At 60.1% G+C, this 23,972-nt stretch carries 13 protein-coding genes; 12 read left to right on the top strand and 1 reads right to left on the bottom strand.

The annotated features are described in order from the left end of the window. Nucleotides 1–20: 20 nt before the first annotated feature. From OHL18_RS00320 to OHL18_RS00295, 6 genes are all read left to right on the top strand, one after another. Entirely contained in the window at nucleotides 21–710 is a 690-nt protein-coding gene (locus tag OHL18_RS00320; protein ID WP_263372844.1) for a response regulator transcription factor, read from the top strand. After that, the gene (locus OHL18_RS00315) at nucleotides 707–2,128 is read left to right on the top strand and encodes a sensor histidine kinase (RefSeq protein WP_263372843.1); all 1,422 of its coding nucleotides are present in this window, start codon (nucleotides 707–709) and stop codon (nucleotides 2,126–2,128) included. Before OHL18_RS00320 ends, OHL18_RS00315 begins: the two co-directional genes overlap by 4 nt. Nucleotides 2,129–2,203: 75 nt before the next feature. Continuing rightward, nucleotides 2,204–3,211, top strand: a complete 1,008-nt coding sequence (locus tag OHL18_RS00310; RefSeq protein WP_263372842.1) for a YncE family protein — start codon at nucleotides 2,204–2,206, stop codon at nucleotides 3,209–3,211. Nucleotides 3,212–3,218: 7 nt separating this feature from the next. Continuing rightward, a complete protein-coding gene (locus tag OHL18_RS00305) occupies nucleotides 3,219–4,568 on the top strand; it encodes a TolC family protein (protein ID WP_263372841.1) in 1,350 nt (449 codons plus the stop codon). A gap of 7 nt (nucleotides 4,569–4,575) precedes the next feature. Beyond that, entirely contained in the window at nucleotides 4,576–5,886 is a 1,311-nt protein-coding gene (locus OHL18_RS00300; protein WP_263372840.1) for an efflux RND transporter periplasmic adaptor subunit, read from the top strand. Next, nucleotides 5,886–9,014, top strand: a complete 3,129-nt coding sequence (locus tag OHL18_RS00295; protein WP_396274215.1) for an efflux RND transporter permease subunit — start codon at nucleotides 5,886–5,888, stop codon at nucleotides 9,012–9,014. Before OHL18_RS00300 ends, OHL18_RS00295 begins: the two co-directional genes overlap by 1 nt. Here OHL18_RS00295 and OHL18_RS00290 read toward each other — a convergent pair. Beyond that, nucleotides 8,997–10,853 carry a phosphoenolpyruvate carboxykinase (GTP) gene (locus tag OHL18_RS00290; protein ID WP_263372838.1) on the bottom strand — a complete coding sequence of 619 codons (1,857 nt, stop codon included), beginning with the start codon at nucleotides 10,851–10,853 and terminating at the stop codon, nucleotides 8,997–8,999. The genes OHL18_RS00295 and OHL18_RS00290 overlap by 18 nt on opposite strands. Before the next feature lie 284 nt (nucleotides 10,854–11,137). On the opposite strand from OHL18_RS00290, the gene OHL18_RS00285 reads away from it, so the two are divergent. The 6 genes from OHL18_RS00285 to OHL18_RS00260 all read left to right on the top strand — a co-directional run bounded on the left by OHL18_RS00285 (nucleotide 11,138) and on the right by OHL18_RS00260 (nucleotide 23,960). Beyond that, a complete protein-coding gene (locus OHL18_RS00285; protein ID WP_263372837.1) occupies nucleotides 11,138–11,788 on the top strand; it encodes a Crp/Fnr family transcriptional regulator in 651 nt (216 codons plus the stop codon). A 153-nt stretch (nucleotides 11,789–11,941) separates the two neighbouring features. Then, on the top strand, nucleotides 11,942–12,802 hold the full coding sequence (locus tag OHL18_RS00280) for a universal stress protein (RefSeq protein ID WP_263372836.1): 861 nt from the start codon (nucleotides 11,942–11,944) through the stop codon (nucleotides 12,800–12,802). A 710-nt stretch (nucleotides 12,803–13,512) separates the two neighbouring features. Next, nucleotides 13,513–15,525 carry a copper amine oxidase gene (locus tag OHL18_RS00275; protein ID WP_263372835.1) on the top strand — a complete coding sequence of 671 codons (2,013 nt, stop codon included), beginning with the start codon at nucleotides 13,513–13,515 and terminating at the stop codon, nucleotides 15,523–15,525. A 207-nt stretch (nucleotides 15,526–15,732) separates the two neighbouring features. After that, nucleotides 15,733–19,188, top strand: a complete 3,456-nt coding sequence (locus tag OHL18_RS00270; protein ID WP_263372834.1) for a TonB-dependent receptor — start codon at nucleotides 15,733–15,735, stop codon at nucleotides 19,186–19,188. Nucleotides 19,189–19,506: 318 nt separating this feature from the next. Then, nucleotides 19,507–22,989 carry a TonB-dependent receptor gene (locus tag OHL18_RS00265; RefSeq protein WP_263372833.1) on the top strand — a complete coding sequence of 1,161 codons (3,483 nt, stop codon included), beginning with the start codon at nucleotides 19,507–19,509 and terminating at the stop codon, nucleotides 22,987–22,989. Nucleotides 22,990–23,015: 26 nt separating this feature from the next. Then, nucleotides 23,016–23,960 (top strand): metallophosphoesterase family protein, encoded by a 945-nt coding sequence (locus OHL18_RS00260; RefSeq protein WP_263372832.1) that lies wholly within the window; start codon nucleotides 23,016–23,018, stop codon nucleotides 23,958–23,960. Nucleotides 23,961–23,972 lie beyond the last annotated feature (12 nt).

The following is a 23,972-nucleotide window of genomic DNA, read 5'->3' as shown; positions in this document are numbered from 1 at the left end:
GATTGTGGTGAACTGTCACGATGCGGGTGCTGCTGGTCGAAGATGAAGTTCGTTTGGCGGAGAATGTCGCTGCAGCCCTGCGCGATGGCCCCGGATTCGCCGTGGACCATGCTGAGGACGGTGCAACCGCCATCGATCTTGCTGGCAATCGCTGTTACGACCTGGTAGTTCTTGATCTCAACCTCCCGTTGGTAGACGGGCCTTCGGTTCTGCGCCGGTTGCGGGCCAGCGGAGATACGACGGCCGTGCTGGTGCTCACCGCGCGCTCCGAGCGCGAGTCGATCGTGGATCTCCTGAATGCGGGCGCTGACGACTACCTGACCAAGCCATTCGATCTGGGAGAGCTGATCGCACGGGCCAAGGCCCTCATCCGTCGAGGGAAGGGAGTCGCCGCCACAACACTTCGGTTGGGGGACATCGAACTGAACACCAGCGAGCAGACCATTGCACGCGCCGGAATATTCATTACGCTCTCGCCCATTGAGTACAAGATCCTGGAGTATCTGATGCACCGGCCGCGTGTCGTTGTCTCGAAGCGCGAGCTCCTCGAACATATCTACGACTACAACTGGGAGCATCATTCGAACGTCATTGAAGCGCATGTCTCCAACCTGCGACGCAAGCTCGATCAGGGCGCTGAGACGTCGAGCATTGAGACGCTCCGCGGACGAGGATACCGGCTTCAGATGGAGCGCGAGGTAGCTGGGTGAAGACGTTCTCGCTTACCCGACGATTGATCGCGGTGGTGCTGCTGGTCCAGTTCGCTACGACGGTTGTGCTGATTGCTGGTGCAGGTGTCTACGACACGATCTCGCAGTTTCGCGCGTTTGATGTGATGTTGCGGGGGCGGGCGGACTCCATGCTGGGCGCGGTGCAGGACGCGGAAGATGCGCAGGACAATGTGATGCTCGATGGAACGCAGACCATGGTTCCGGGGCGAGATATCTATTCGGTGCGTGATGAGTTCGGGAAGATCCTTGGCCACTCCGAGAACTGGACGGATTCTGAAGCGGCATTCTCCGATCCCCGCGAGTTTCGTACCGTCTCGATAGGAAGGAAGAGCTATCGTCTGATCCGCGTCTCCGGGCTGCGCATGGTCGATCCTGGTGACAAGGGCGGGGGCATTCCACGCCATGTCGTGATCCTTTATGGGATCAGGACGAATCCGGTCTGGGAGCGGATTGAGAATGCCATCCTGTTTTATTCCGCGCTCGGAGTCGCTCTTCTGGCGATCAATGGATATCTTATGCTGCGCCTCATGCGTCGCGGCCTTCGGCCGCTCCGGGAGCTTGCCGCGCAGGCCAGCAAGGTCTCCGTGGACGCGTGGCAGTTCGAGCCGCCGGAGCATGTGCTCGAGGTAGAAGAGCTGAACCCGCTGGTGATGGCCCTGCGCACGGCGCTTAGCGGCCTTGAGCGTTCCTTCGAACAGCAACGCCAATTCGTTGGCGATGCTGCCCATGAATTGAAGACGTCTGTCGCGGTGATCAAGTCGTCGCTACAGGTGATGACTCTGCGCGAACGCAGCGCTTCGGAGTATCTCGCGGGGATCGAACGCGCCGAGGTCGACTGCGAACGGATGGAACAGCTGGTTGCGAGCATGCTCTTTCTTGCGGGGCTTGAGGCGAATACGGAACGCGAAGTTTCGACGATGGAGGTTGACTTGAGGGATGTGCTCCTTGAGGTCGTCGAGCTTCTGAGGACGGCTGCGGAGCTCTGCGAAGTCAGCGTCATGGTGTCGGCGGATTCAACTGCCTGGGTCGCCGGGGAGAGAGAGCAACTGCGGATTCTTTGCTCCAACCTGCTACAGAATGCGATCCAGCACAGCGCCCCTGGCGAAGAGATCGATGTTTCGCTGAGCGTCAGCGATGGGCGTGCGTTGGTGCGGATTGAAGACCAGGGCGAGGGGATTGCGCCGGAGTCGCTGCCCCATGTCTTTGAGCGTTTCTACCGCGCCGACCGGTCCCGCAGCCGGCGCACAGGTGGCACGGGCCTGGGACTCGCAATCGCTAAGGCGATTGTGGAGAGCAGCCATGGCGAGATCACCATCGAAAGCCGGGTTGACGAGGGGACCTGCGTCACGTTCTCGCTTCCCGTGCTGATTGAGAGCGGAACGCGACCGCTCAATTGAAGATCTTCAGTTTGCTTTAAGCTCGGCTTGCGATATTGAGAGCGTTGGGATTCGGTCCCGCCTGGAGATATCTGCATGTCGATTCGTCTGTTCGCTCAAATTGCCCTCTCGGCGTTCCTTGCCGGTGCCGCCTTCGCGCAGGCACCCTTTCACATAGAGCAACGTTGGGTCATTGGCGGCGAGGGCGGGTGGGACTATATTCTTGCTGACTCTGACTCGCATCGTCTGTACATCACGCATAGCACCAAGGTCGATGTGGTTGATACCGAAACGGGTAAGGTGATCGGCGCAGTCACCGGGCTGACTCGTTGCCATGGCGTTGTCATACCTCCGGGAAGCAAGGTCGGATATGTAACCGATGGAGGAGCAAATCACGTTGTGGCCTTCGACCTTTCGACCTTTGCTTCGGTCGCGACGATCCCGGCGGGCACCAACCCGGACGGTGCCACGTATGAGCCCACGACGAAGACGCTTTGGGCCTTCAACGGCGGCAGCAAGAACGCCACAGTCATCGACCTCGCGACGATGGCCCCCAAGGCTACGATCGCGCTGCCTGGGAAGCCGGAGTTTCCCCAGGCGGATGGCAGAGGCACCGTCTTCGTGAACATTGAAGACAAGAACGAGATTGTCCGGCTGGATGCGAAGAGTCTGAAGGCTACCGCGACCTGGCCATTGACTAAGTGCGAGTCACCGTCTGGACTCGCGTTCGATGCTGAAGGCGAGCGGCTATTCTCGGTCTGCGATGGCAACAAGATGGCCGTCACTGATGCGAAGACTGGGAAGTCGCTTGCTACGCCGGCGGTTGGCGATGGACCGGATGCTGCGGGATATGACGCGAAGCGGAAGCTTGCATTCTCCTCGAATGGAGAGGGCACTTTGACCGTAGTCGATGCAGGCAAGCCGGGCTATCCGGTGGCGCAGGTCGTGAAGACGGAGAAGGGCGCTCGCACCATGTCTTATGATGCGGCCGCCGATAAGATCTACCTGGTGACATCGAAGTTTGCCGCGCCCGATCCGGCGAATCCGAAGGCGCGTCCGGCGCAGATTCCGGGGACCTTCACCGTGCTTGTTCTGGGGCGCTAACGAGACGATGACCAAGAGCAGAAATGATGAAACGGGTCTTCGCTGGCTGACGATATGCGGCTGCTTTGTGTTCGCGGCCTCGGTCCTTGGACAGCAGGCAGTGCCGCAACCTGCGGCTGCGGTGACGCTTGATGACGCTCTCTCTCGCGCCCGCGCCAACCAGCCGGCCTTCGCGGCAGCGCGCGCGGCGAGCGAGTCGGCCTCGCTCGACCGTTCGATCGCTCGCGCTGCCCTGCTTCCTACCGTGACGTATCACAACGCCTATCTCTATACCCAGCCCAATGGAGGGAAGAACCAGGCGGGGTCGACTGGATCACAGGCAGCGCCGAAGTTCATCGCGAACAACGCGGTGCGGGAGTATGCGAGCCAGGCTGTCGTCAATGAGACGCTGGGGCTGGCGCAGGCGGCAAACCTCTCCCGTGCTTCGGCAGCGGCGGCAGTCGCCAACGCAGAGCTGGAGATTGCGCGCCGTGGCCTTACCGCTGCCGTCGCCACACTCTTCTACGGCACGGCCACGGCGGAGGAGAGGGTAGAAGTAGAGCGGCGCGCCGCGGACGAGGCGGTTAGCTTCGTGACACTGACCAGTGAGCGCGAAGCGGAGCGCGAGGCTGCGCACGCCGACGTGCTGAAGGCTGAGCTCACCGTGCAGCAACGCCAGCGTGACCTCGCCGACGCTCAGCTTGCGATGGAGAAGAGCAAGCTCGACCTCGGTGTATTGCTCTTCGAAGATCCGCGCTCTCCCTACACGGTGAGCCTCCCAGTAGAGAAGCCGCTGCCTCTACAGGCGGAGATTGAGGTTGCGGCGCAGGCAGGGAATCCGGAGCTGCGAAGCGCCTTTGCATCGCTCAAGGCAGCTAACCTCGATGTCCGTGCCGCGCGTGCTGCTTATCTGCCGGACGTGGCGCTGAACTACACCTACGGCATCGATGCGGAAGAGGCTGCTGTGAACGGCCCGACTGGCGTGCGCAACCTTGGCTACTCCGCCTCGGTCACCGTCGACATCCCTGTATGGGACTGGTTCTCGACCCAGCACAAGGTTCGTCAGGCACAGATCCAACGCGATTCTGTAAAGATTGCCCTTACCGCGACCCAGCGCAATCTCATCGCGCAGCTTGAAGAGTTCTACAACGAAGCCGCGCTTGCCGAGCGCCAACTGGCCTCGCTGAAATTGAGCGTCGACACGGCACGCGAGAGCCTGCGCCTGACGCGGCTGCGGTACAACTCGAGCGAGGCGACGGTCTTCGAGGTCGTCGACGCGCAGAACTCTTTGACCACGGCGGAGCTTGGGCTGGTGGATGGCAACGTCCGCTACAGGCTGGCTCTTGCCAACCTGCAACTCCTTACGGGAACGATCTAATAAACTGATGACTCTTCCACAGTATCTTCGGCTTCGGAAACCTCTTGCGGCTGTCGCGCTTTTGACGTGCGTGCTCTGCGTGTCAGCCTTCGAAGGCTGCAAGAAGTCTGCCGCGGATGATGCGGAGAAACAGGTTGTCCCGGTCCAGGTGGTTCATCCTGTGGTTGGCACGATCACGGAAGAGATCGAGGCTGACGCAATCCTTGCCCCGGTTGCTCAGGCCGCGATCCAGGCGAAGATCACCGCTCCAGTCAAGCAGTTTTACGTACAGCGGGGAAGCCGTGTGAAGGCTGGGCAACTGCTGGCGACGCTCGAGAATGGTGACCTGTCCGCGGCTGCGCTAGACAACAAGGGCGCGCTGAAGAGTGCTGAAGGCGCTTATACGATCGCCACGGCGCAGCAGGTGCCGCAGCAGGAGACGCAGGCCCGGCTCGATCTGGAGCAGGCGAAGTCAGCGTTCGATCTGGCCCAGAGTGTTCTGGCATCGCGCACTCAACTCTTCAAGGAGGGCGCGATTCCCGGTAGGGACGTGGACACTGCCAAGGCTTCGGTGATTCAGGCCCAGGCCAACTACGAGATTGCCAAGCAAAAGTACGAGACGACCAAGAACGTAGGGACGACGGCATCGCTCAAGTCCGCTGAGGGGCAGTTGACCTCCGCGAAGGGCAAGTACCTTGGGGCCGAGGCGCAGCTAAGCTATACCAGCATTCGGACACCGATATCCGGTGTCGTCACCGATCGGCCTCTGTTTGTTGGAGAGACGGCTGCTGCTGGTATCCCCGTGGTGACGGTGATGGATACATCCGTGCTGCTTGCGAAGCTGCACATTGCGCAGAGACAGGCGCAGCAGCTTGCTGTGGGCGCGGCGGCGGAGGTCACGGTGCCGGGACTGGATAAGCCGGTGGAGGGCAAGGTCTCGTTGATCAGTCCGGCGCTGGATACGGGCAGCACCACCGTCGAAGTGTGGGTGAAAGTGGAGAACGCAACCGGTGCTCTGAGGGCTGGGACCGCCGTACATGTGGCGATTGAAGGCAAGTCCATTCCCGATGCCATTACGCTGCCGGTTGATGCGGTTCAGCGCTCCAGCGAGACGGGCGGTAATGCGGTCCTCGTCGTGAACGCGGACGGCACGCTGCATAAGAAGAACATCACCGTTGGGGTGCAGACGGCGGAGACCGTCCAGATCACCAGTGGCCTTACGGTTGCCGATACGGTCATCCTGAGCGGAGGCTATGGGCTGGATGAAGGGACCAAGGTAAAGGTCGAGGCGGCTGGAGCGAAGCCCGCTGCCGGGCTTGAAGACGGAGACAAACAGTGATCGCAGAGACGAAGAGCGAGAGCAGCTTCTGGCTGACACGCGCGGCCAAGCCGATCTTCTTCCTTCTGGCTGCGCTCACGGTCGCGGGGATCTACGCTGCGTTCCAGGTGCCGATCTCGGTCTTTCCGGATACCAATTTTCCGCGTGTTGTTATCGGCGTCGATAACGGCGTGATGCCGGTCGAGCAGATGCAGGTGACGATCACCAAGCCCATCGAAGACGCGGTGAATAGCGTGCCGGGCCTGGTGACGGTGCGGAGTACTACCAGCCGTGGCTCAGCCGAAGTGAGCCTCTTCTTCGACTGGAACGTGGATATGTTCCGCACGCTCCAGTTGACGGATGCGGCACTCTCGAGGATCCAGTCGGAGCTGCCCCCTACGGTGAAGATCACGACCAACCGGCTCACGTTCGCGACGTTTCCGATCCTCGGATATGCGCTGACGGCGGACGATCGCGGCAAGGACACCATCTCGCAGACGGCGTTGTGGCAGATCGCCACGTATGAGTTGAAGCCGCCGTTGAACCGTGTGCTCGGGGTCAGCACTGTCACTGTGCAGGGCGGGCAGGTGCCGGAGTTTCACATCGTTCCGGATGAGGCAAGGCTGCAGACCACCGGCGTCACCATGGCCGACCTGGTGAACGGGGTGCAGAACTCGAACATCATCGATTCGCCTGGTCTTTATGAGGCCGACCACCAACTTATCCTCGGGCTGGTTGGGTCGCAGGCGCACGACGTGGAGAGCCTTGGCAATCTTGTCGTCAAGACGACGGCGAACAATGTTCCGATCCATATCGCCGATGTTGCGAAGATCGTGCCGGCGACGCTTCCGGTGTACACACGCGTCGCGGCGCAGGGTCAGCCCGCGGTGCTGCTGAACATCACGCGCCAGCCGACGAGCAATACGGTCGCTGTTGCCAATGCTGTGGCTGACGAGATCAAGACACTGAGTGCGAGCCTTCCCGATGGCGTTCATATCACGGCGTTCTACGACCAATCGGAGCTTGTGCATGAGAGCATCGCCAGCGTACGCGATGCGATCCTCATCGGCCTTGTGCTCGCCTGCGTTGTGCTCTTTCTCTTCCTTGGCGACTGGAGTTCCTCACTGGTCGCTGGGCTGGTCATCCCAGTCACCGTTGCCATCACCATCCTTTTTCTCTGGATCATTGGACAGAGCTTTAACCTGATGACCCTCGGCGGCCTCGCCGCCGCGATTGGCCTGGTGATCGATGACGCCATCGTGGTGGTCGAGAACATCGTTGTGCATCGCGACTCAGGACAGGGCCGCGCCGATGCGGTGCGCCTTGCGTTGCGGGAGATCACCGTGCCGCTGATCGGCTCGACGATTACGCCGGTTGTCGTCTTCCTTCCGCTGATCGGTGTGACGGGTGTGACCGGCAGCTTCTTCCGTGCGCTTGCGGTCACGATGACCGCCTCGCTACTCACCTCGCTGCTGCTCGCTCTCAGTTTCACTCCGGCACTCTCGCTTTCGCTACTGCGTGAGCGGAAGCAAGGCGTGGAGCGTAGCCATGACGAGCACGGCACCGTGATGCAGAGGGTTCTGGCTCTGCATAGCAGCGCTCTCAACTGGGCGATCACACGGCCGTGGGCCATCCTGGTTGTGGCGGCTTTGTTGATCGCTGGAGGCTATCTCACCTATAGCCAGCTAAGCACTGACCTGTTGCCGAAGATGGACGAAGGAGCGTTCATCTTCGACTACATCACCCAGGCTGGCAGCTCGATCGCGACGACTACACATATCATCGATGATGTAGAACAGATTCTCCGCGATACGCCGGAGGTGCTCTTCACCACCCGTCGCACGGGACTTCAACTCGGCCTGGCAGCCGTCACCGAGGCCAATCGCGGCGACATGACCGTTCGGCTCAAGCCCAATCGCAAGCGGAACATTGAGGAGATCATCGCGGATGTTCGAGGGCGCATCGCCGAGAAGTATCCGCAGCTCGATATGGAGTTTCCGCAAGTACTCGAGGACATGATCGGCGATCTGTCGAATTCGCCGGAGCCGGTGCAGATCAAGCTCTTCTCCAGCGATGGCGCACTGCTTCACGAACTTGGACCAAAGGTTCAGGGGGCGATTGCGAAGATCCCCGGCATCGTCGACACCCAGAACGGCGTCGACAATACTCTCAGCGGCCCCGCGACTACTTTCCAGATTGACCCCGCTATCGCCGCGCGGCTCGGCTTTACACCGCGGGAGATCGCCGAGGATGCGACGACCCTGCTCGATGGACTTCCGGCGAGCGAGCCGATGATCGTCGATGGCCGGCCGTACACCATCCGTGTGCGCATGGACGATACCCATCGCAGTTCGCTCGATGCGATTCAGAACACGGTCTTCAACTCCGCCAGCGGCCACACGGCGACCTTGGGATCGATGGCGAAGGTTGTCGAACTACCGCCGCAGAACGAGATCAGCCGCGAGAACCTGCAGCAGGTTGTTCTCGTCAGCGGACGACTCGAAGGATCAGACCTTGGAGGGGCGATGGTGAAGGTGAAGGCAGCGGTCGCAGGGCTTCATCTTCCCTCGAACGTGCATGTGGAGTACGGAGGAACGTACCAGGAGCAGCAGAAGTCATTCGCCGATCTGGCGAAGGTGCTCGTGCTGGCGCTGGCTCTTGTCTTCGGTGTGCTGCTGGTAGAGTTCCGCAACTTTGCCGCGCCGATCGCCATTCTTACAAGCTCCGTTCTCTCGATCGCTGGAGTGCTGTTTGCATTACTCATCACGGGGACAGGCTTCAACGTCGCCAGCTTCATTGGACTCATCATGGTGATCGGCATTGTGGCGAAGAACGGCATTCTTCTGCTCGACGCCGATGAGCGTGCGCGCGTCGAGGGAGCCAATGCGCTCGACGCCATGATGCAGGCAGCGCAGCGGCGTCTGCGGCCCATCGTGATGACAGCGACGGCTGCCATGTGCGGGATGTTGCCGCTGGCGTTTGCGCTCGGTGCGGGCTCGCAGATGCTGCAACCGCTGGCGATTGCGGTGATTGGAGGGCTGGTGCTCTCGGTGGTGCTGAGCTTGATCGTTACGCCTGCACTCTACTACCAGATCACCTTGCGTGGCGAGCGCAGACAAGAACGCGCGGAGCTAGAGGCGGCAGATTAGCAGTTCACGTTCGTAGATCATCTCGGCGGGCAGATGGTCGTGGAGCATGAGGAAGAGTTCCTCGTGGCCCATTACTTCGCGCTTCCATGCTTCGCGATCCACGGTCTGGAGCTCCTGGAACTGCTCGTAGCTGAAGTCGAGTCCGGACCAGTTGATGTCGTTGTACTTCGGCGTCCAGCCGATGGGCGTTTCTTTGCCACGCACTCGGCCGCGGACGCGGTCAACGACCCACTTCAGCACGCGCATGTTCTCGCTGTAGCCGGGCCAGAGGAACTTGCCGTGTTCATCCTTGCGGAACCAGTTGACGTGAAAGACTCGCGGTGTGCTGGTCAGGTTGCGCTGCATGCGCAGCCAGTGACGGAAGTAGTCGCCCATGTGGTAGCCGCAGAAGGGAAGCATCGCCATGGGATCGCGGCGCACTGTGCCGATCTTGCCTCCTGCAGCGGCTGTCGTCTCTGAGCCCATGGTCGCGCCGATGTAGACGCCCGAGCTCCAGTTGAATGCCTGGAAGACGAGCGGCATGGTGCTGGGGCGGCGACCTCCGAAGATGAATGCGGAGATGAGCACGCCGTTCGGATCTTCCCATGAGGGATCGATGGTTGGGCATTGTGATGCTGGAGCGGTGAAGCGACCGTTTGGATGCGCTGCTGGTGTCGCGCTGCCTGCCTGCCATGCATTGCCGCGCCAGTCTTCTATCGAAACACCTTGGCCTGCCGGAGGAATGTCGCTCATGCCCTCCCACCAGACGCCATCGGGCTTGCCATCGCGCAGGACGAGCGCGACGTTGGTGAAGATGGTGTTGGCGCGGAGCGTTGCCATCGCATTGGGGTTCGTCTTCTCGCTGGTGCCGGGGGCGACGCCGAAGAAGCCGCTCTCGGGGTTGATCGCGCGTAGCTGGCCGGTTGCGTCTGGTTTGATCCATGCGATATCGTCGCCCACCGTCCAGACCTTCCAGCCCTCGAAGCCCGCTGGCGGAATCAGCATGGCAAAGTTCGTCTTGCCGCAGGCGGAGGGGAAGGCTGCAGCCACGTAAGTCTTTTCGGTGCGGCCTTCGGCATCGGCGGGGCTTTCGACGCCGACGATGAGCATGTGCTCGGCCATCCATCCTTCATCGCGAGCGATGTTCGAAGCGATGCGCAAGGCGAAGCACTTCTTCCCAAGCAAGGCGTTTCCGCCATATCCAGACCCGTAGGACCAGATCTCGCGCGTCTCCGGGAAGTGGACGATGTACTTGGTGTCGTTCTGCGGCCAAGGGACGTCTTGCTGGCCCGGCGCGAGTGGTGCGCCAATGGAGTGCAGGCACGGGACGACGCGTTTTTCGTCGCGATCGATCTCGGTGTATACGGGAGTTCCGATCCGCGCCATGATGCGCATGTTCACGACGGCGTAGGCGGAGTCCGTCAACTGAACGCCGATCTGCGACATTGGGGAGCCGATTGGACCCATGGAGAACGGCATGACGTACATCGTGCGGCCGCGCATCGATCCGCGAAAGAGCTGCTTCAGCTTCTTGCGCATGACGAAGGGATCTTCCCAGTTGTTCGTCGGGCCAGCGGCATCCTTCGACAGGGAGCAGATGAAGGTGCGGTCTTCGACGCGGGCGACGTCGTTCGGGCTGGAGCGGGCGTAGAAGCATCCCGGCCAGTTCTCCTCCGGCAGACGGGTGAAAGTTCCGGCTTCTACAAGACCGTCGCAGAGCCACTTGTTCTCGGCCTCCGAGCCGTCGATCCAGTGGATGCGGGCGGGCTGGCAGAGGTCTGCCATCTTCTCCACCCAGCGGATCAGGTGCTTGTTGCTGGTTGGGACTGAGACTGCCTGCTTTTCCGTATGCGTTACCATCTTTTCCTCCGCGTTCCGTGGCCAATGGGCGCTGGTGATCTTTTCGCAGATGCTGCCCGCAAAAGGGGCGCAAGACGCGTCCTTACAGACTACGCCGCCAGCCATTCCACGCAAAGATGGTCGCTCTTGGTAGGTAATGTTGCCCGGAGCCGCTCTGCTAGACTCAAGGCGCAACCCCTTCCTTCGGGATTGCGCAAAGGTCCGGAAAGGCCAGCCTGATGCCTCACCGCCTCAATCTTCGTGTTCCCGCCGATTGCCAGCACTGTGGCTGGCGACCCCAGCACATGTTCTGCAATCTCGCGCCTGAAGCGCTCGCTGACTTTGACGCGATCGGCAGCCCGGCATCTCTTCCTAAAGGAGCGATTCTCTTCAGGGAAGGCGATCCAGGCGACAGGGTGTACATCCTGTGCGAGGGCAAGGTGAAGCTGTCCTGTTCGTCGCGCGACGGCAAGACGCTCAACCTCCGGATTGCGCTCGCCGGAGACGTGCTTGGGCTGAGTGCGGTCATCTCGGGCTCTGCTTTCGAGGTCACAGCAGAGTGTCTGGAGCCTGTTTCTCTAAAGGCGATCGGAAAGAAGGAGTTTCTACCCTTCCTGAATCGCCATGGTGAGGCCAGCATGCACGCCGCGAAAGCACTCTCCGACGAATACAAAGCCGCCTATTCGGACGCTCGCCGACTTGCGCTTTCAGGCTCGGTTCCGGGCCGCATCGCGGGATTGCTGCTGGACTGGGGGAGGTCGGCATCCTGTGGAGACGCTGGCATGCGCTTCAACATGGTCCTTACCCATGACGATCTCGCGAATTTCACCGGCACGTCGCGCGAGACCGTTTCGCGCACGTTGACTCGGCTGCAGAAAGACAACTTCATTCGAATCAACGGCGCGACCGTGCATATCCTGATGCCCGAAGAGTTGACCGCGCTCGCTTCTGAATAAATTAGCGGCCCGCGTGATCTGCGTCACGCTGACTCGTGAGCGGCGTCACTGAATTCGGCGAGAAGTACGCCTAGCGTGGTTGCAGGCACAGAAGACGGTGCCAAGACGCAACTGCTGAGGTCGCCGATGTCACTCCTTCAAGAACCAGTCGCCGTGTCCTTAGAGAGAATCCTGGTCGCTACGGACTTCTCCTATGCTTCTGAAAAAGCGGCGGCCTATGCCGTAGGAATCGCCCGTCGCTTCAACTCGAAGCTGGAGATCGCCAATGTCTTCGATCCGTCGGTCGTGGTCTCGTATGAAGAGGCGATCGTCCACAGCATGCTGGCGGAGAGGAAGAGCATCAGTACCGACAATCTCCAGAGCTTCGTCTCGCAACTGAAGTTGGACGGGATTCCAACGAGCCTCGTCTCAACCGAAGGTCACCGGCCAGCCGATGCTCTGCTGGAGATTGCAGGGGAGCATCAAGCTGATCTGATTGTGGCCGGAACCGAGGCGAAGTCTGGCCTTGCCCGCCTCATCCTCGGTTCTACGGCGGAGAAGATCCTGCGCGGGGCGGTTTGCCCAGTTCTTACCGTCGGGCCTATGGCGAAGATGCCGAAGCCTGGGCCGCTTGTCTTCAAGAAGATCGTGTATGCGACGGATTTCTCCCCGGAGGCAGCTAAAGCGGCGCCTATCGCTCTGTCCTTCGCACAAGACAGCGCCGCCCATCTTTATTGCTGCTGCGTTCTGGCTCTTGACGATGAGGGCCTTAAGACGCGCGATCAACTCAAAGAGGGCTTTGGAAGGCGGCTGAGCGAGCTGATTCCCGAGTCGTCTTATGACTGGTGTAGCCCGGAGTGTGTCGTCGAGTACGGAGACGCTGCCGACCAGATTCTGAGGCTTGCCGAGAGGATGGAAGCCGACCTGATCGTTCTCGGTGCCCGCCGGTCGTCTTTCTGGCTCACACGCGTGGAAGGCGGTCTCACCGCCTCCCTGCTTGCCCAGGCAGGCTGCCCCATCCTGACGATCTGCTAGCTCTCGTCAGCCGTTTTCAATGGAACCGAGGGCGATGTGATCTCGGTCACATCGCTCTGTAGTTTTCTCCAATACGCTGCTTCCAGGGGAGAATCACGATGGCCGATTCAAAGACTGCAAACACAGCCCAGACGCCGAAGCGACCGTGCAGCTGCAATGGTTCGTGCACTGGCTACGCATCGCGAAGCGATTGCCCACCGCTGATCGTTCTTGCGGTCGCGGCTATCGGGCAAATTCCGAGGCTGCACGCTGCCTGAGGTTCCGCTCCAGGCTGCGGCGTAGTTCTGTATTTGCAGTGACAAGCAGCCACGGACTTCCTTTGTCGACCTGCCGAACTTCTCTCGAGTCTGTCCCAGCGATGCGTGCCATCCAGCCTCTACAGGCAGGAAGGCACGCATCTGCCTGCTGGGCCATCGGTTTGGAGCAAATACCTCAAGATACTTGACTTGCAGGCGCAGATATCGGATAACGAGAGTGTTACCACTCAATTACACTCACTCGACACGCGCTTCCGCGGACGAGTTGTATCCGGAATCGGCCGTCTGGCTTTCTCCAAGGAACGTTCGACTCTCGAAGTACGCCGCTCGTAACTTTCGCACAGCATCAACCTGAAGCTCGATTTGGATTCGCAGACCTTCCCCCTTCGAAGTTGACGGGTGTGTCCCCCGATATCTTGTTTTCCTCTGGAATTCCACCAATGGAGGCTTCTCTTGGCATTGCGTTCACGTTCCATCGCATTCCTGCTCGGCTTCATCTTTGTAACAAAGGTGTTTGCGCTTCCCCCCAAGGTCAACCATCCCCTGGATGCGCTGAGTGTCGATGAATACTGGAAGACCTATAACCTTCTGCAGTCCGCGGGAAAGCTTGCCGAGAAGACCATCTTCGCAAGCGTGCTTCTGCGCGAGCCGCCTAAGGCGCAGGTGCTCGGCTGGAAGATGGGAAAGCCGATGCCGCGCAAGGTCGACGCGGTCCTGCTGACGGAGGGCAAGAGCTATGAGGCGGTGATTGACGTTACCGCTGGAAAGATCGACTCCTACACCGAGTTGAAGAACTTCCAGGCACCGATGACCGAGACCGAGATGCACAGCTTCGATGATGTCCTGAAGAAAGACCCCCGGGTGATGGAAGCGCTGACGAAACGCGGCATCACGGACACACGGCTTGTGACCTGCTATGTCACGCCGGCTGGCTATGTTGGACTGCCAGAGCAGGAAGAGGGGAAGCGCATCGGATGGGGTGGATGCACGTACTCCGCGAACGCCAAGTATGGCTGGGACCGCGAGATTCCGGGAATATTCTTCGTCGTCGATATTGCGGGAAGGAAGATTGTTCGCTTCTCGGACTATGGTGCCGTCCCCATTCCGCCGACGACCAGCCTCTATGACGCGGATGGTGGCACCGCACTGCCGGGAACGCAGCCGATTCTCACCTCGCAGCCGAGTGGACCCAGCTTCACCATCAAGGATGGCGAGGTCAGCTGGCAGAACTGGAAGTTCCGTTTCCGCCTCGACCCTCGTGTCGGGCCGGTGGTGAACCTTGTGACGTACATGGACGAAGGCAAGCCGCGGTCGGTTCTGTATGAGGGCGCTCTCTCCGAGATGTATGTCCCTTACCAGGACCCCGAAGAGACCTGGAACTCCCATGTGTTCCTCGATGCCGGGGAGTACTTCGTCAACACGGGGTCGGGCGGCATCATCAAGCCGCTGCAGGCTGGGGTCGATTGCCCGGCCTATGCCACCTTCTTCAGCGGCACCTTCGTGCACGATAACGGAACTCCGTATATTCGCCCGCAGCTTGCGTGCATGTTCGAGCGCGTCAGTGGCGACCCGGCGTGGCGCCACTGGGATGAGGACACCTACGCGATCTCCGGGCGTCCTACCCGCGAGCTTGTCTTCCGTACCGTCGCGACGGTTGGCAACTATGACTATCTCTTCGACTGGCGGTTCGAGCAAGACGCGTCCATTACTGTGGGCGTCGGTGCGACGGGCATCCTTGAAGTGAAGGCGGTGAAGGACCAGCGGGCGGACGGCAAGCTCTCCGCCAATATGGAAGGCACAGATACCGATGGCAAGTCCGTGCAGTTTGGGCAGCTGGTTGCCCCGGGTACCAGCGCGGTCGACCACGACCACTTCTTCAGCTATCGCCTCGATCTCGATGTGGACGGGACGAAGAACAGCCTGATGGTGGACAAGCTCGTTCCCTTCAAGCTGCCCGAGACATCGCTGGGCCGCAAGTGGATCTGGGCGATGAAGCCTGAGATGATTGCGACCGAGGGCGACGCGAAGCTGAACGTCTCGCTCGACCATCCTGCCATGTGGCGGTTCGCGAATGAAGGCGTGAAGAACTCCCTGGGCCAGAACACCAGTTTTGAGATCATGCCGGGCGAGACAGGCATCAGCCTGCTGCCTTCCTCGGAATGGCCGCAGAAGCGTGCGGGCTTCTCGGAGCATAGCCTTTGGGTTACTCCTTACGATCCGAATGAACGCTACGTCTCGGGCGTCTACGTCATGGGGAGCAAGGGCGAAGACAGCCTTCCCGAATGGGTGAAGCAGAACCGAAGCATTATGAACACGGACATCGTCGCGTGGTACACGGTCGGCTTCCATCATGTTCCTCGTGCGGAAGACTGGCCGCAGATGCCGATCATGTGGCACACATTCTCGCTGCGGCCGTTCGACTTTCTCAACAAGAACCCGACCATGGACTTGCCTATGGTTCCATAACGATCTGCGCGTACCAAGTTCGTTCAAGTTCAACAGCCGGGGTCCTGCATTGATTGCGGGACCCCATCACTTCATCTTCTCTCCCATCGCAGCAAAGATTCCGCCTCCGTCGAGCCCGCGAAGCCTCGACCCGTCTGGCGATGAACAAGACACGGTAAGAAATCCTGATCTGCGTGCATTTATCCCCATTCGATGAGGTCAACGCTTATGCATCTCTTCCGGTCGGTCCTTCTGTCGCTTTTCTCTTCTCCTAAGCTGCGCGCATTGCTCTTCGCAGTTTTGTTTGCATCGGCCGTCACCGCGTCTCAGTCACAATCGACCTTCGGTACGATCCTTGGCACCGTAAAAGACTCAACCGGTGCTGTCGTCCCTGGTGCGATGATCCTGCTCACGAACCAGGGAACCACTTCGACGCGTACAGCGACCAGCGACTCGGGGGGCGAGTTTACGCTGAGCAACATCGAAATTGGCTCCTACAGTCTTTCGATCTCCGCGCCGGGCTTCGAGAAGTACAGTCTGCCGGAGATAGCCATCAATGCGCGCGAGTCCCGCCGAATTGAAGCCGCTTTGAAGCTGGGATCGGAGACCCAGACGGTGACGGTCGAAGAGACCGCGCAGAACGTGATTACAACGGAGGTCTCGAACCTCGCGGAGACCAAGCTTGGTACGGAGCTCGTGAGTCTTCCGGTTGCGATCTATTCGCGTTCCACTGGGTCGACCAGCCCCATCGACACTCTCACTACAGAGGCCGGCGTCCAGACCGACGACAGCGGCAACCTCGACATCATGGGTGCGACGCCCGCGCTGCTTAGCGTCACCATCGACGGCATCAGCAGCGTTGGCGTGGAATACTCCGGCCCGATCAACGAGATGTTCCCGTCTTTCAACTCCATTGAGGAGATCCGCGTCAGCGAGTCCAACAACAATGCGGAGTTTTCCGGTGTGGCCGACATTACCACTGTCTCCAAGGCGGGCAGCGGTACCTACCACGGTGGCGTCTTCGAGAACCTTCAGAACACCGCCATGAACGCCGGTAATCCCTTCCAGACGAGCAAGACGAAGATCATCATGAACGACTTCGGCGGCACGCTCGGTGGTCCGCTCAGCATTCCTCATCTGTACAACGGCCGCGAACGGAGCTTCTTCTTCGCCAGCTTCGAGGCCCTGCGCCTGCCGCGCGAGACGCCCATTGTTGCCAGCGTTCCAACGCTCGCCATGCGCGGAATCGGTACGACGACAGGCAACGCGGACCTCACCTCGTACCTGGCAGGCCAAGGCGTTACGAACATCTATCAGCCGGACGGGGTAACGCCGGTCGACCCGACGAACGTCCCGATCACGCCGATTGCGGCCAACATGCTGAAGTACCTGATGCCGCTGCCGAACTACGGCTCGCCGGACTCTTACTCGAACAACTATCGCGTCAACTTTCCTGCGCCGATCTCGGCCAACCAGGGCGACATCCGTCTCGACCAGACGCTCAGCAGCAAGCAGAACATCTTCGCCCGGTTTTCCTACAAGAATCGCCAGGTCATCGCGGCCCCCAACACCACTTGCGGCCTCACCTTTTGCCAGTCAGCGGGAAGCCCGTTGCAGGGTGCCTACAGCATCCCGGAGATTGATGAGGGCCTGACCTTTGCCTACAACTACATCTTCAGCCCGAAGCTGCTGAACGAGTTTCGCGGCGGATACAACGCGCAGCACACCTCCACAACGCAGAGCTACAGCACAAGCCAGTTGCTGCAGCAAACCGGCCTGACTGTGCCGCAGGTGAACACCGAGTGGTCCGAGGCTCCGAACCTCTACATCAATGGATTTATGGCCACCGGCGGTGGCAATCCTACGCGGCAGCGCAGCGAGACCATCGAGCTGCTGGACAACGTAACCTGGAATAAGGGGCACCATAACTTCAAGTTCGGCGCGGACTTCAAGCGCCTGACCGACCACGACGACAACGTCTTCGGCAACTACTCAAGCGGCGAGTATGCCTTCGACAGTTCCTCGGCAGTCGGCGCGGCCATCGGCGATCCCTACACCGCGTTCCTTCAGGGTTTCCCGGACTACACCTATGACGCGACCATCAACAAAGAGACCATGGATGGACTCGGCTACTCCTACGCCTTTTACGCGCAGGACGACTGGAAGATCACGCCGAGGCTCACACTGAACCTGGGGCTGCGCTACGAGCTGCATCCGCCGCTCAAAGAGATCCACTACAACACCGCATTCTTTCTTCCCGACTACAACGGCGTTGGGACAGATGGCATGACGCAGGTGCACGGCGCGGTTGTTGTCCCGAACACGCAGGCGCTTTCTTTCGAGTCGCAGGATTTCATTAACGCCATTTCGCCCACACCGACGCTTACCGCTAAGCAGGCGGGCTTGCCCGAAGGTCTGCGCTACACCGACAAGAACGACTACGGCCCGCGCATCGGCTTTGCCTGGCGTCCCTACGGCGATGAAAAGACCGTCATCCGTGGAGGCTGGGGCCGCTTTATCGAGAGCCCGCTGGGCTTCTCGCTGGTCTCCGGATGGGCGGTCGACGCAAGCTACGTAGGCTACTACGGACAGCAGTATCAGGCCGACGGCGTCACTCCGCTGCTGTCGCTGAGTAACGCATTCGTTCAGGGCGGAAGTCTCGCCGGCACCGCATCCTTCCAGTACGCCTTCCCCATCCACTACAAAGATCCCTCCGTGCAGCAGTGGAACCTCACTGTCGAACAGGACCTCGGCAAGGGAATCGGCGCACGGTTCTCGTATGTTGGAAGTCACGGGACCAACCTTGAGACCTTCGTCGATCTGAATCAGGTTCCGGCCAGCACCACCCCTTATGCCGACCAGTCGCTTTCCTACCCTAACTGGAGCATCATCCAGAGCGTCGAGAACCTTGCCGAGAGCAACTACAACAGCGGCACCGTGGAGGTGACCCGTCACAGCGGCAAGGGCCTCACCTTCGACGCCAGCTACACCTTCACCCGGGACATCTCGAACGCCGCCGGGGCGACACCCAGCGGCTTCGCCGGAGCCGGCGGCAACTACGTCACCGACCGCTTTCACCCAGGGCTGGACTACGGCAACGTGAGCTACGACCGCAAGAACCGCTTTCTCGTCACCTACCTCTATGACCTTCCCTTCGGCCGCGGACAACGCTTCGTGGCCACCGGGGGGGCGGTCAACGCGATTATCGGCGACTGGCATCTTGGCGGCGTCACCGTCTTGCAGAGCGGCCCGTTTCTTACGCCCTTCCAGGCCACCTCCGATCCCGCCAACACCAACATCCTGAGCACGGTCGGCCAGACCCGCGCCGACATCGTCCCGGGCCAGGCGCTCTACGCAACCAACCGCAACGTGAACCAGTGGCTCAACCCTAGCGCCTTCGCCATCCCGCAGGCAGGGCGTGGCTACTTCGGCACCGCAGCCGTAGGCAGCGTGGTTGGTCCGGGCACGGCGGTCTTCTCCATGTCGCTGCGCAAGGACATCCCGGTCTACGAGCGTATGAAGCTGCAGCTCTCGGTCGAAGCCGCGAATGTCTTCAATCATCGCAACTATGAGCCGCCGAACATGCAGGTCGACGTCGCGCAGTTCGGCTCCATCAGCGCTCTGCAGACCGCCGAGGGCGCCGGCCCGCGCAGCCTCGAACTAGCTGGACGGATCAACTTCTAGCTCCAGTTGCGGTTCATCTGCCTCTCAAATCGACGCCCGAACAGAATGTGCCCCCGATCCCTGTCAGGATCGGGGGCGATGTTTTGTCGCACACGGCACCCTGAGCTGAGCCACGTTTGCGTCCGATGAAAACTTGCCCCGAACCCAGCTACGTTACCGCTTATTCTTCGTGCGTTAACAAACGAGCAACCGAATATTCATGAGAATCGCCCATCCTGAATAGACACAACAGGCCATTGACACACGTCGTCGCGAGGCACCCCCGCGCAAGAGCACACGACACGGCACAACTTTATTCACCCATTTCTGGAGACCTAGATGAGACGTATCTTCACATTGGCAATGTTTTTGATCCTCCTTGCCTGCGCCCCCATTTCAGCTCTCGCCCAGTTCGAGACTGCTTCGGTCCTCGGATACATCCGCGATTCCTCAGGCGCGGTTATCCCGAACGCGACCGTTACATTGACCAACCAAGAGACCAAGGCGCAAGTTGCCTCCAAGACCGACGCGCAGGGTGCCTTTCAGTTCACCGACGTGAAGATCGGCCAATACCAGATCTCTTCCGAGGCCCCCGGCTTCGACAACGCCAAGACCGAAAATTTCACCGTCGTGGTCAACGCCCGCCAGCGCGTTGATCTCACCATGAAGACGGGATCGAACACAGAGACTGTCACAGTCGACGCCTCCGCCGCCTCGATCCTTGAGACCGACAACAGCGAACGCGGCCAGGTTATCGGAAGCCGCGAGGTCCAGAATCTCCCGCTTAACGGCCGCGCTTACGCCGACCTCGCCGCTCTAGTCCCTGGCGTCCGCCGCGACGTCCTCGAGAACAGCTCCGACTCCAGCCGCGATGCCAGCTTCAACGTGAACGGCATGCGCAGCGAACAGAACAACTTCCTGCTTGACGGTCTCGACAACAACGCTTACGGAACCTCAAACCAGGGTTTCTCGAACCAGGCCATCCCTCCCTCGCCAGACGCTATCGACGAGTTCAAGGTGCAGACGGATAACTACTCGGCCGAATACGGCCGCGCACCGGGCGCCGTGATCAACGTCTCGATCAAGAGCGGTACCAATCGCTTCCATGGCGCTGCTTATGACTACATCCGCAACACCGATCTGAACGCCATTGGGCCGTTCGCCGCACCCACCAACCCGCTCACCGGTAAGTCACAGAAGCCGACCCTGCAGCGCAACCAATTCGGTGGAACCTTCGGCGGACCCATCTTCAAGGACAAGCTCTTCTTTTTCGCCGACTACGAAGGCACCCGCCAAGTCGTCCATGCCATCCTTACCGCAACCGTTCCTGACTCTGACCAGAACGGCACCAGCGCACTGGCGGTTGCCAATGGCGGATACACCTTCCTTACCTCCTCGGGCGCGGCTGTGCCGATCCTCAATCCGCTTACTGGCCAGACCTACAACGGCGTAATCCCCTTCAATGACCCGAGTGTTTCCAGCTTCGCCAAGGGGGTTCTCGGTGCGCTTCCGGCGGCGAATCTGCCAGGGATCGTAGCAAACAACTATATTTCGCTCCCTGCTGACACCATCCAGAATGACAAGGGTGATATCCGCGTCGACTACATTGTCAGCCCCAAGACCACCCTCTTCTCCCGCTACAGCGAGAACCAGGGCCACATTCTGTCGCCGCCCGCCATCCAGGGTTCAGCCGGTGGAAACGCCAACGGCTTCGTCCATATCTTCAACCAGCAGATCGTCGGCGGCGTGACCCACACCTTTACCCAGAACTCTATTCTCGACGCACGCTTCGGCTTCACTCGCACCGATGCCGGTAAGAGCCCCTACGGTGCTGGACTTCCGAGTCTCGAGACAGGTATCACCGGCCTGCCCACCTCGGGTCCCGCGGTCACCAGTCTGAATGCGCAGTCGGTCGCCAACTTCTCGCAGTTCGGCAACCTGACCAGCAACCCGCAGTTCCAGAATCCCTACATCTTCAATCCGAAGATCAACTACACCTACATCAAGGGCCGCAGCACCTATAAGGTTGGCTACGAGTATGTTGCGATCTTCACCACGGATGACGACTTCAACCCGGCCTACGGTGAAGATACCTACAACGGATACTTCAGCTACGGAGTTGCGGGCAAGTCCCCAAGCTCGCAAGACACGGGGACCAAGGAAGGCGTTGCTCTTTCCGACTTTATCTTCGGCGCGCGCGATACCTATCAGCTCAACAATCAGACTCAGGCTCATATCAACCAGCGGATGCACTTCTTCTACTTCCAGGACGACATCCGTGTCTCCTCGAAGCTGACCGTCAATGCCGGTCTGCGTTATGAACTCGCCACGCCCCAGTGGGAGTCAAATAACCTGCTTGCGAACTACGATCCGGACACCCAGTCGCTGATCACTGCCAAGCCCGGTTCGATCTATGATCGCGCCCTGGTCAACATGCCGAAGCTCGACTTCGCTCCGCGTTTTGGTCTGGCCTATTCGATCGATCCGAAGACCGTCATCCGCGCCGGCTATGGCCTAGGCTTCACGCAGTTCAATCGTGAAGGCGGCGAGAACCTCCTCGTCTACAACCTGCCTTACATCGTCAACACCAACCTCACCCAGGCCCCGCAGTTTGGCAACAATGCAACCAAGGGCGCTTCTACCCTCCTGGCTACCTGCACATCCGCTGGCGCTAGTGTGGCCTACAGCTCGACCAACCCAACTCCCTGCTTCCGCACCAGCCAGCAGGGGTACCCCACCGGCATGGCCAGCCCTGCGAATGTCACCGCGGCCAGCAACGTCAACACCGAGGCCCGCTACATTCCCAAGAACCTGCCCACCGGTTACGTGCAGAGCTACCACTTGACCGTGCAGCGTGAGCTTGGACCGTCGACCACCTTCGAAGTTGCTTACGTTGGTGAGCATGGCGTCAAGCTCGAGACTCTCGGCGACCTCAACCAAGCGAACGCAGCGACTCCGTCGGCTACCTGCAGTGCGGCGAGCACCTCGGGCTGCGGCACGCTCGCTGCTCGCCGGCCCATCCCGACCTTCTACACCATCGAAGAGACGCTGCCCGAGGGCTTCCTCGAATACAGCGGTCTGCAGACGAAGCTCGAACATCGCGGCGGCCACGGTCTCTACCTGTTGAACTCGTTCACCTGGTCGCGTGCCATCGACAACGCCGGTGGTCACCTCGACACGAACAACGGCGATAACTCGCGCATCAACCTTGCCAACCCGCGTGGTGAGATTGGGCCCTCCGGCTATAACCAGCCGCTCAACGACACGCTCTCCATCGTCTACGACCTGCCCTACGGCAAGGGACGCGCCTTCGGGAGCGATGCTTCCGGAGCTCTCCAGGCGGTGCTCGGCGGATGGCAGGTTACCGCCATCAACGATATGAACAGCGGTCAGCCGTTCAACATCATCTACTCGCCGACCGGCGTCCAGACGGTCAGCACCATCCTCAACCAGCGCCCCAATCAGAATGGTCCGGCTGTGCTTCCCAAGAGCCAGCGGGTCAAGACGAAGACCTCTTACAGCATGTTGAACCCTGCTTCCTTCAGCCTCCCGGCGTTCGATCAGCCGTATGGCAACGCGGGCCGTAACAGTGCTCGTCTGGACCCCTTCTATCAGCTTGATATGGGCCTGCACAAGCAGTTCCCGATCTACCGTGAGGGAGTCAAGTTCGACTTCCGCGCGGAGGCCTTCAACATCCTCAACAAGGTGAACTACGAAGGTCCGGCCAATGAGACCTTCGGCAACAGCGCCTTCGGTCTGGCCACCTCTGCTTCCGTCTTCCCGGCGCGTATTCTGCAGTTTGCCGGCAAGATCATCTTTTAGCCCGCGTCCAACGTCAAGAGAGCATCATGATCAATCGCAGGCAGTTCGCTACTCTAGCCGGCGGGTCGCTCGGAACCCTGCTCACCCAGAAACTCTGGGCTGAGCAGGTCCGGGCGAACGCTTCTCCTGACAAGTTCTACTTCGCGCTCGTCGCGGACACCCACATCATCGACGACTTCTACGTCAAAGGCAGCGAGAACAGCGTCGAAGATAACGAGAGCATTCTTGTTACCACGCCGCGGCTCACCTCCGCGCGAGACCTCATCAACTCGCTAAATCCCGCCATCGAGCAGGTCTTCCTGATCGGCGACTACTTTCATAACTATCCGTCGACGGACTACGAGTTTTACTTCAAGAACACGACGCGGCTCGACAACGCGAAGGCCATCACGGATGGCTTCAAGATGCCGGTGCACCTTGGCTTCGGCAACCACGACTACGACGTTCATCGTGTTCCACGTGAGATGAGCCATCGCCTCTTTGAGGCCAAGTTCAACGCCAAGCCGTACTCGGCGCTGGACTACAAGGGCTACAAGTTTATCCACCTGAACAACTTCCTTGGCAGCACGCAGGACAAAAAGGCTAAAGACTTCAATCCCGGTATCGGATCACTCGGCGAAGAGCAGTTGCACTGGTTCGAGGCGCAGATGCAACAGCAGAAGCCGACGTTCGTGTTCATTCACTACCCGCTGATTCAGAATGTGCCGACCGAGTTCGCCGACTACGGTCTTCACCCGCTGCTGCGCAAGTATAAGGACACGATTCAGCTCGTCGTCTCCGGGCACAAGCACAAGTGGATCGACTATCAACACACCTATGGCCCGCAGCACTATGTGATGGCGGCCACCCGCTACGACCCCAACGCCTATATGCTGATGGAGGTCGACACGAAGCACGGCACATGGAAGTTCATGAACGCCGATCTCGTGGAATGGGAGACTCACTACAGCAAGCCCTACCGCAACGCCTGATGCATCGGAGTT

Origin of the sequence: Granulicella aggregans (assembly GCF_025685565.1) — a bacterium.
Lineage (GTDB): Bacteria > Acidobacteriota > Terriglobia > Terriglobales > Acidobacteriaceae > Edaphobacter > Edaphobacter aggregans_B.
This window is presented reverse-complemented; position numbering and strand designations above follow the sequence as displayed.

Coding starts and splice junctions, on each gene's coding strand:
- OHL18_RS00265 (WP_263372833.1), top strand. CDS start 19,507: ATGAGACGTATCTTCACATTGGCAATGTTTTTGATCCTCCTTGCCTGC.
- OHL18_RS00305 (WP_263372841.1), top strand. CDS start 3,219: ATGACCAAGAGCAGAAATGATGAAACGGGTCTTCGCTGGCTGACGATA.
- OHL18_RS00310 (WP_263372842.1), top strand. CDS start 2,204: ATGTCGATTCGTCTGTTCGCTCAAATTGCCCTCTCGGCGTTCCTTGCC.
- OHL18_RS00300 (WP_263372840.1), top strand. CDS start 4,576: ATGACTCTTCCACAGTATCTTCGGCTTCGGAAACCTCTTGCGGCTGTC.
- OHL18_RS00320 (WP_263372844.1), top strand. CDS start 21: ATGCGGGTGCTGCTGGTCGAAGATGAAGTTCGTTTGGCGGAGAATGTC.
- OHL18_RS00290 (WP_263372838.1), bottom strand. CDS start 10,853: ATGGTAACGCATACGGAAAAGCAGGCAGTCTCAGTCCCAACCAGCAAC.
- OHL18_RS00260 (WP_263372832.1), top strand. CDS start 23,016: ATGATCAATCGCAGGCAGTTCGCTACTCTAGCCGGCGGGTCGCTCGGA.
- OHL18_RS00270 (WP_263372834.1), top strand. CDS start 15,733: ATGCATCTCTTCCGGTCGGTCCTTCTGTCGCTTTTCTCTTCTCCTAAG.
- OHL18_RS00285 (WP_263372837.1), top strand. CDS start 11,138: ATGTTCTGCAATCTCGCGCCTGAAGCGCTCGCTGACTTTGACGCGATC.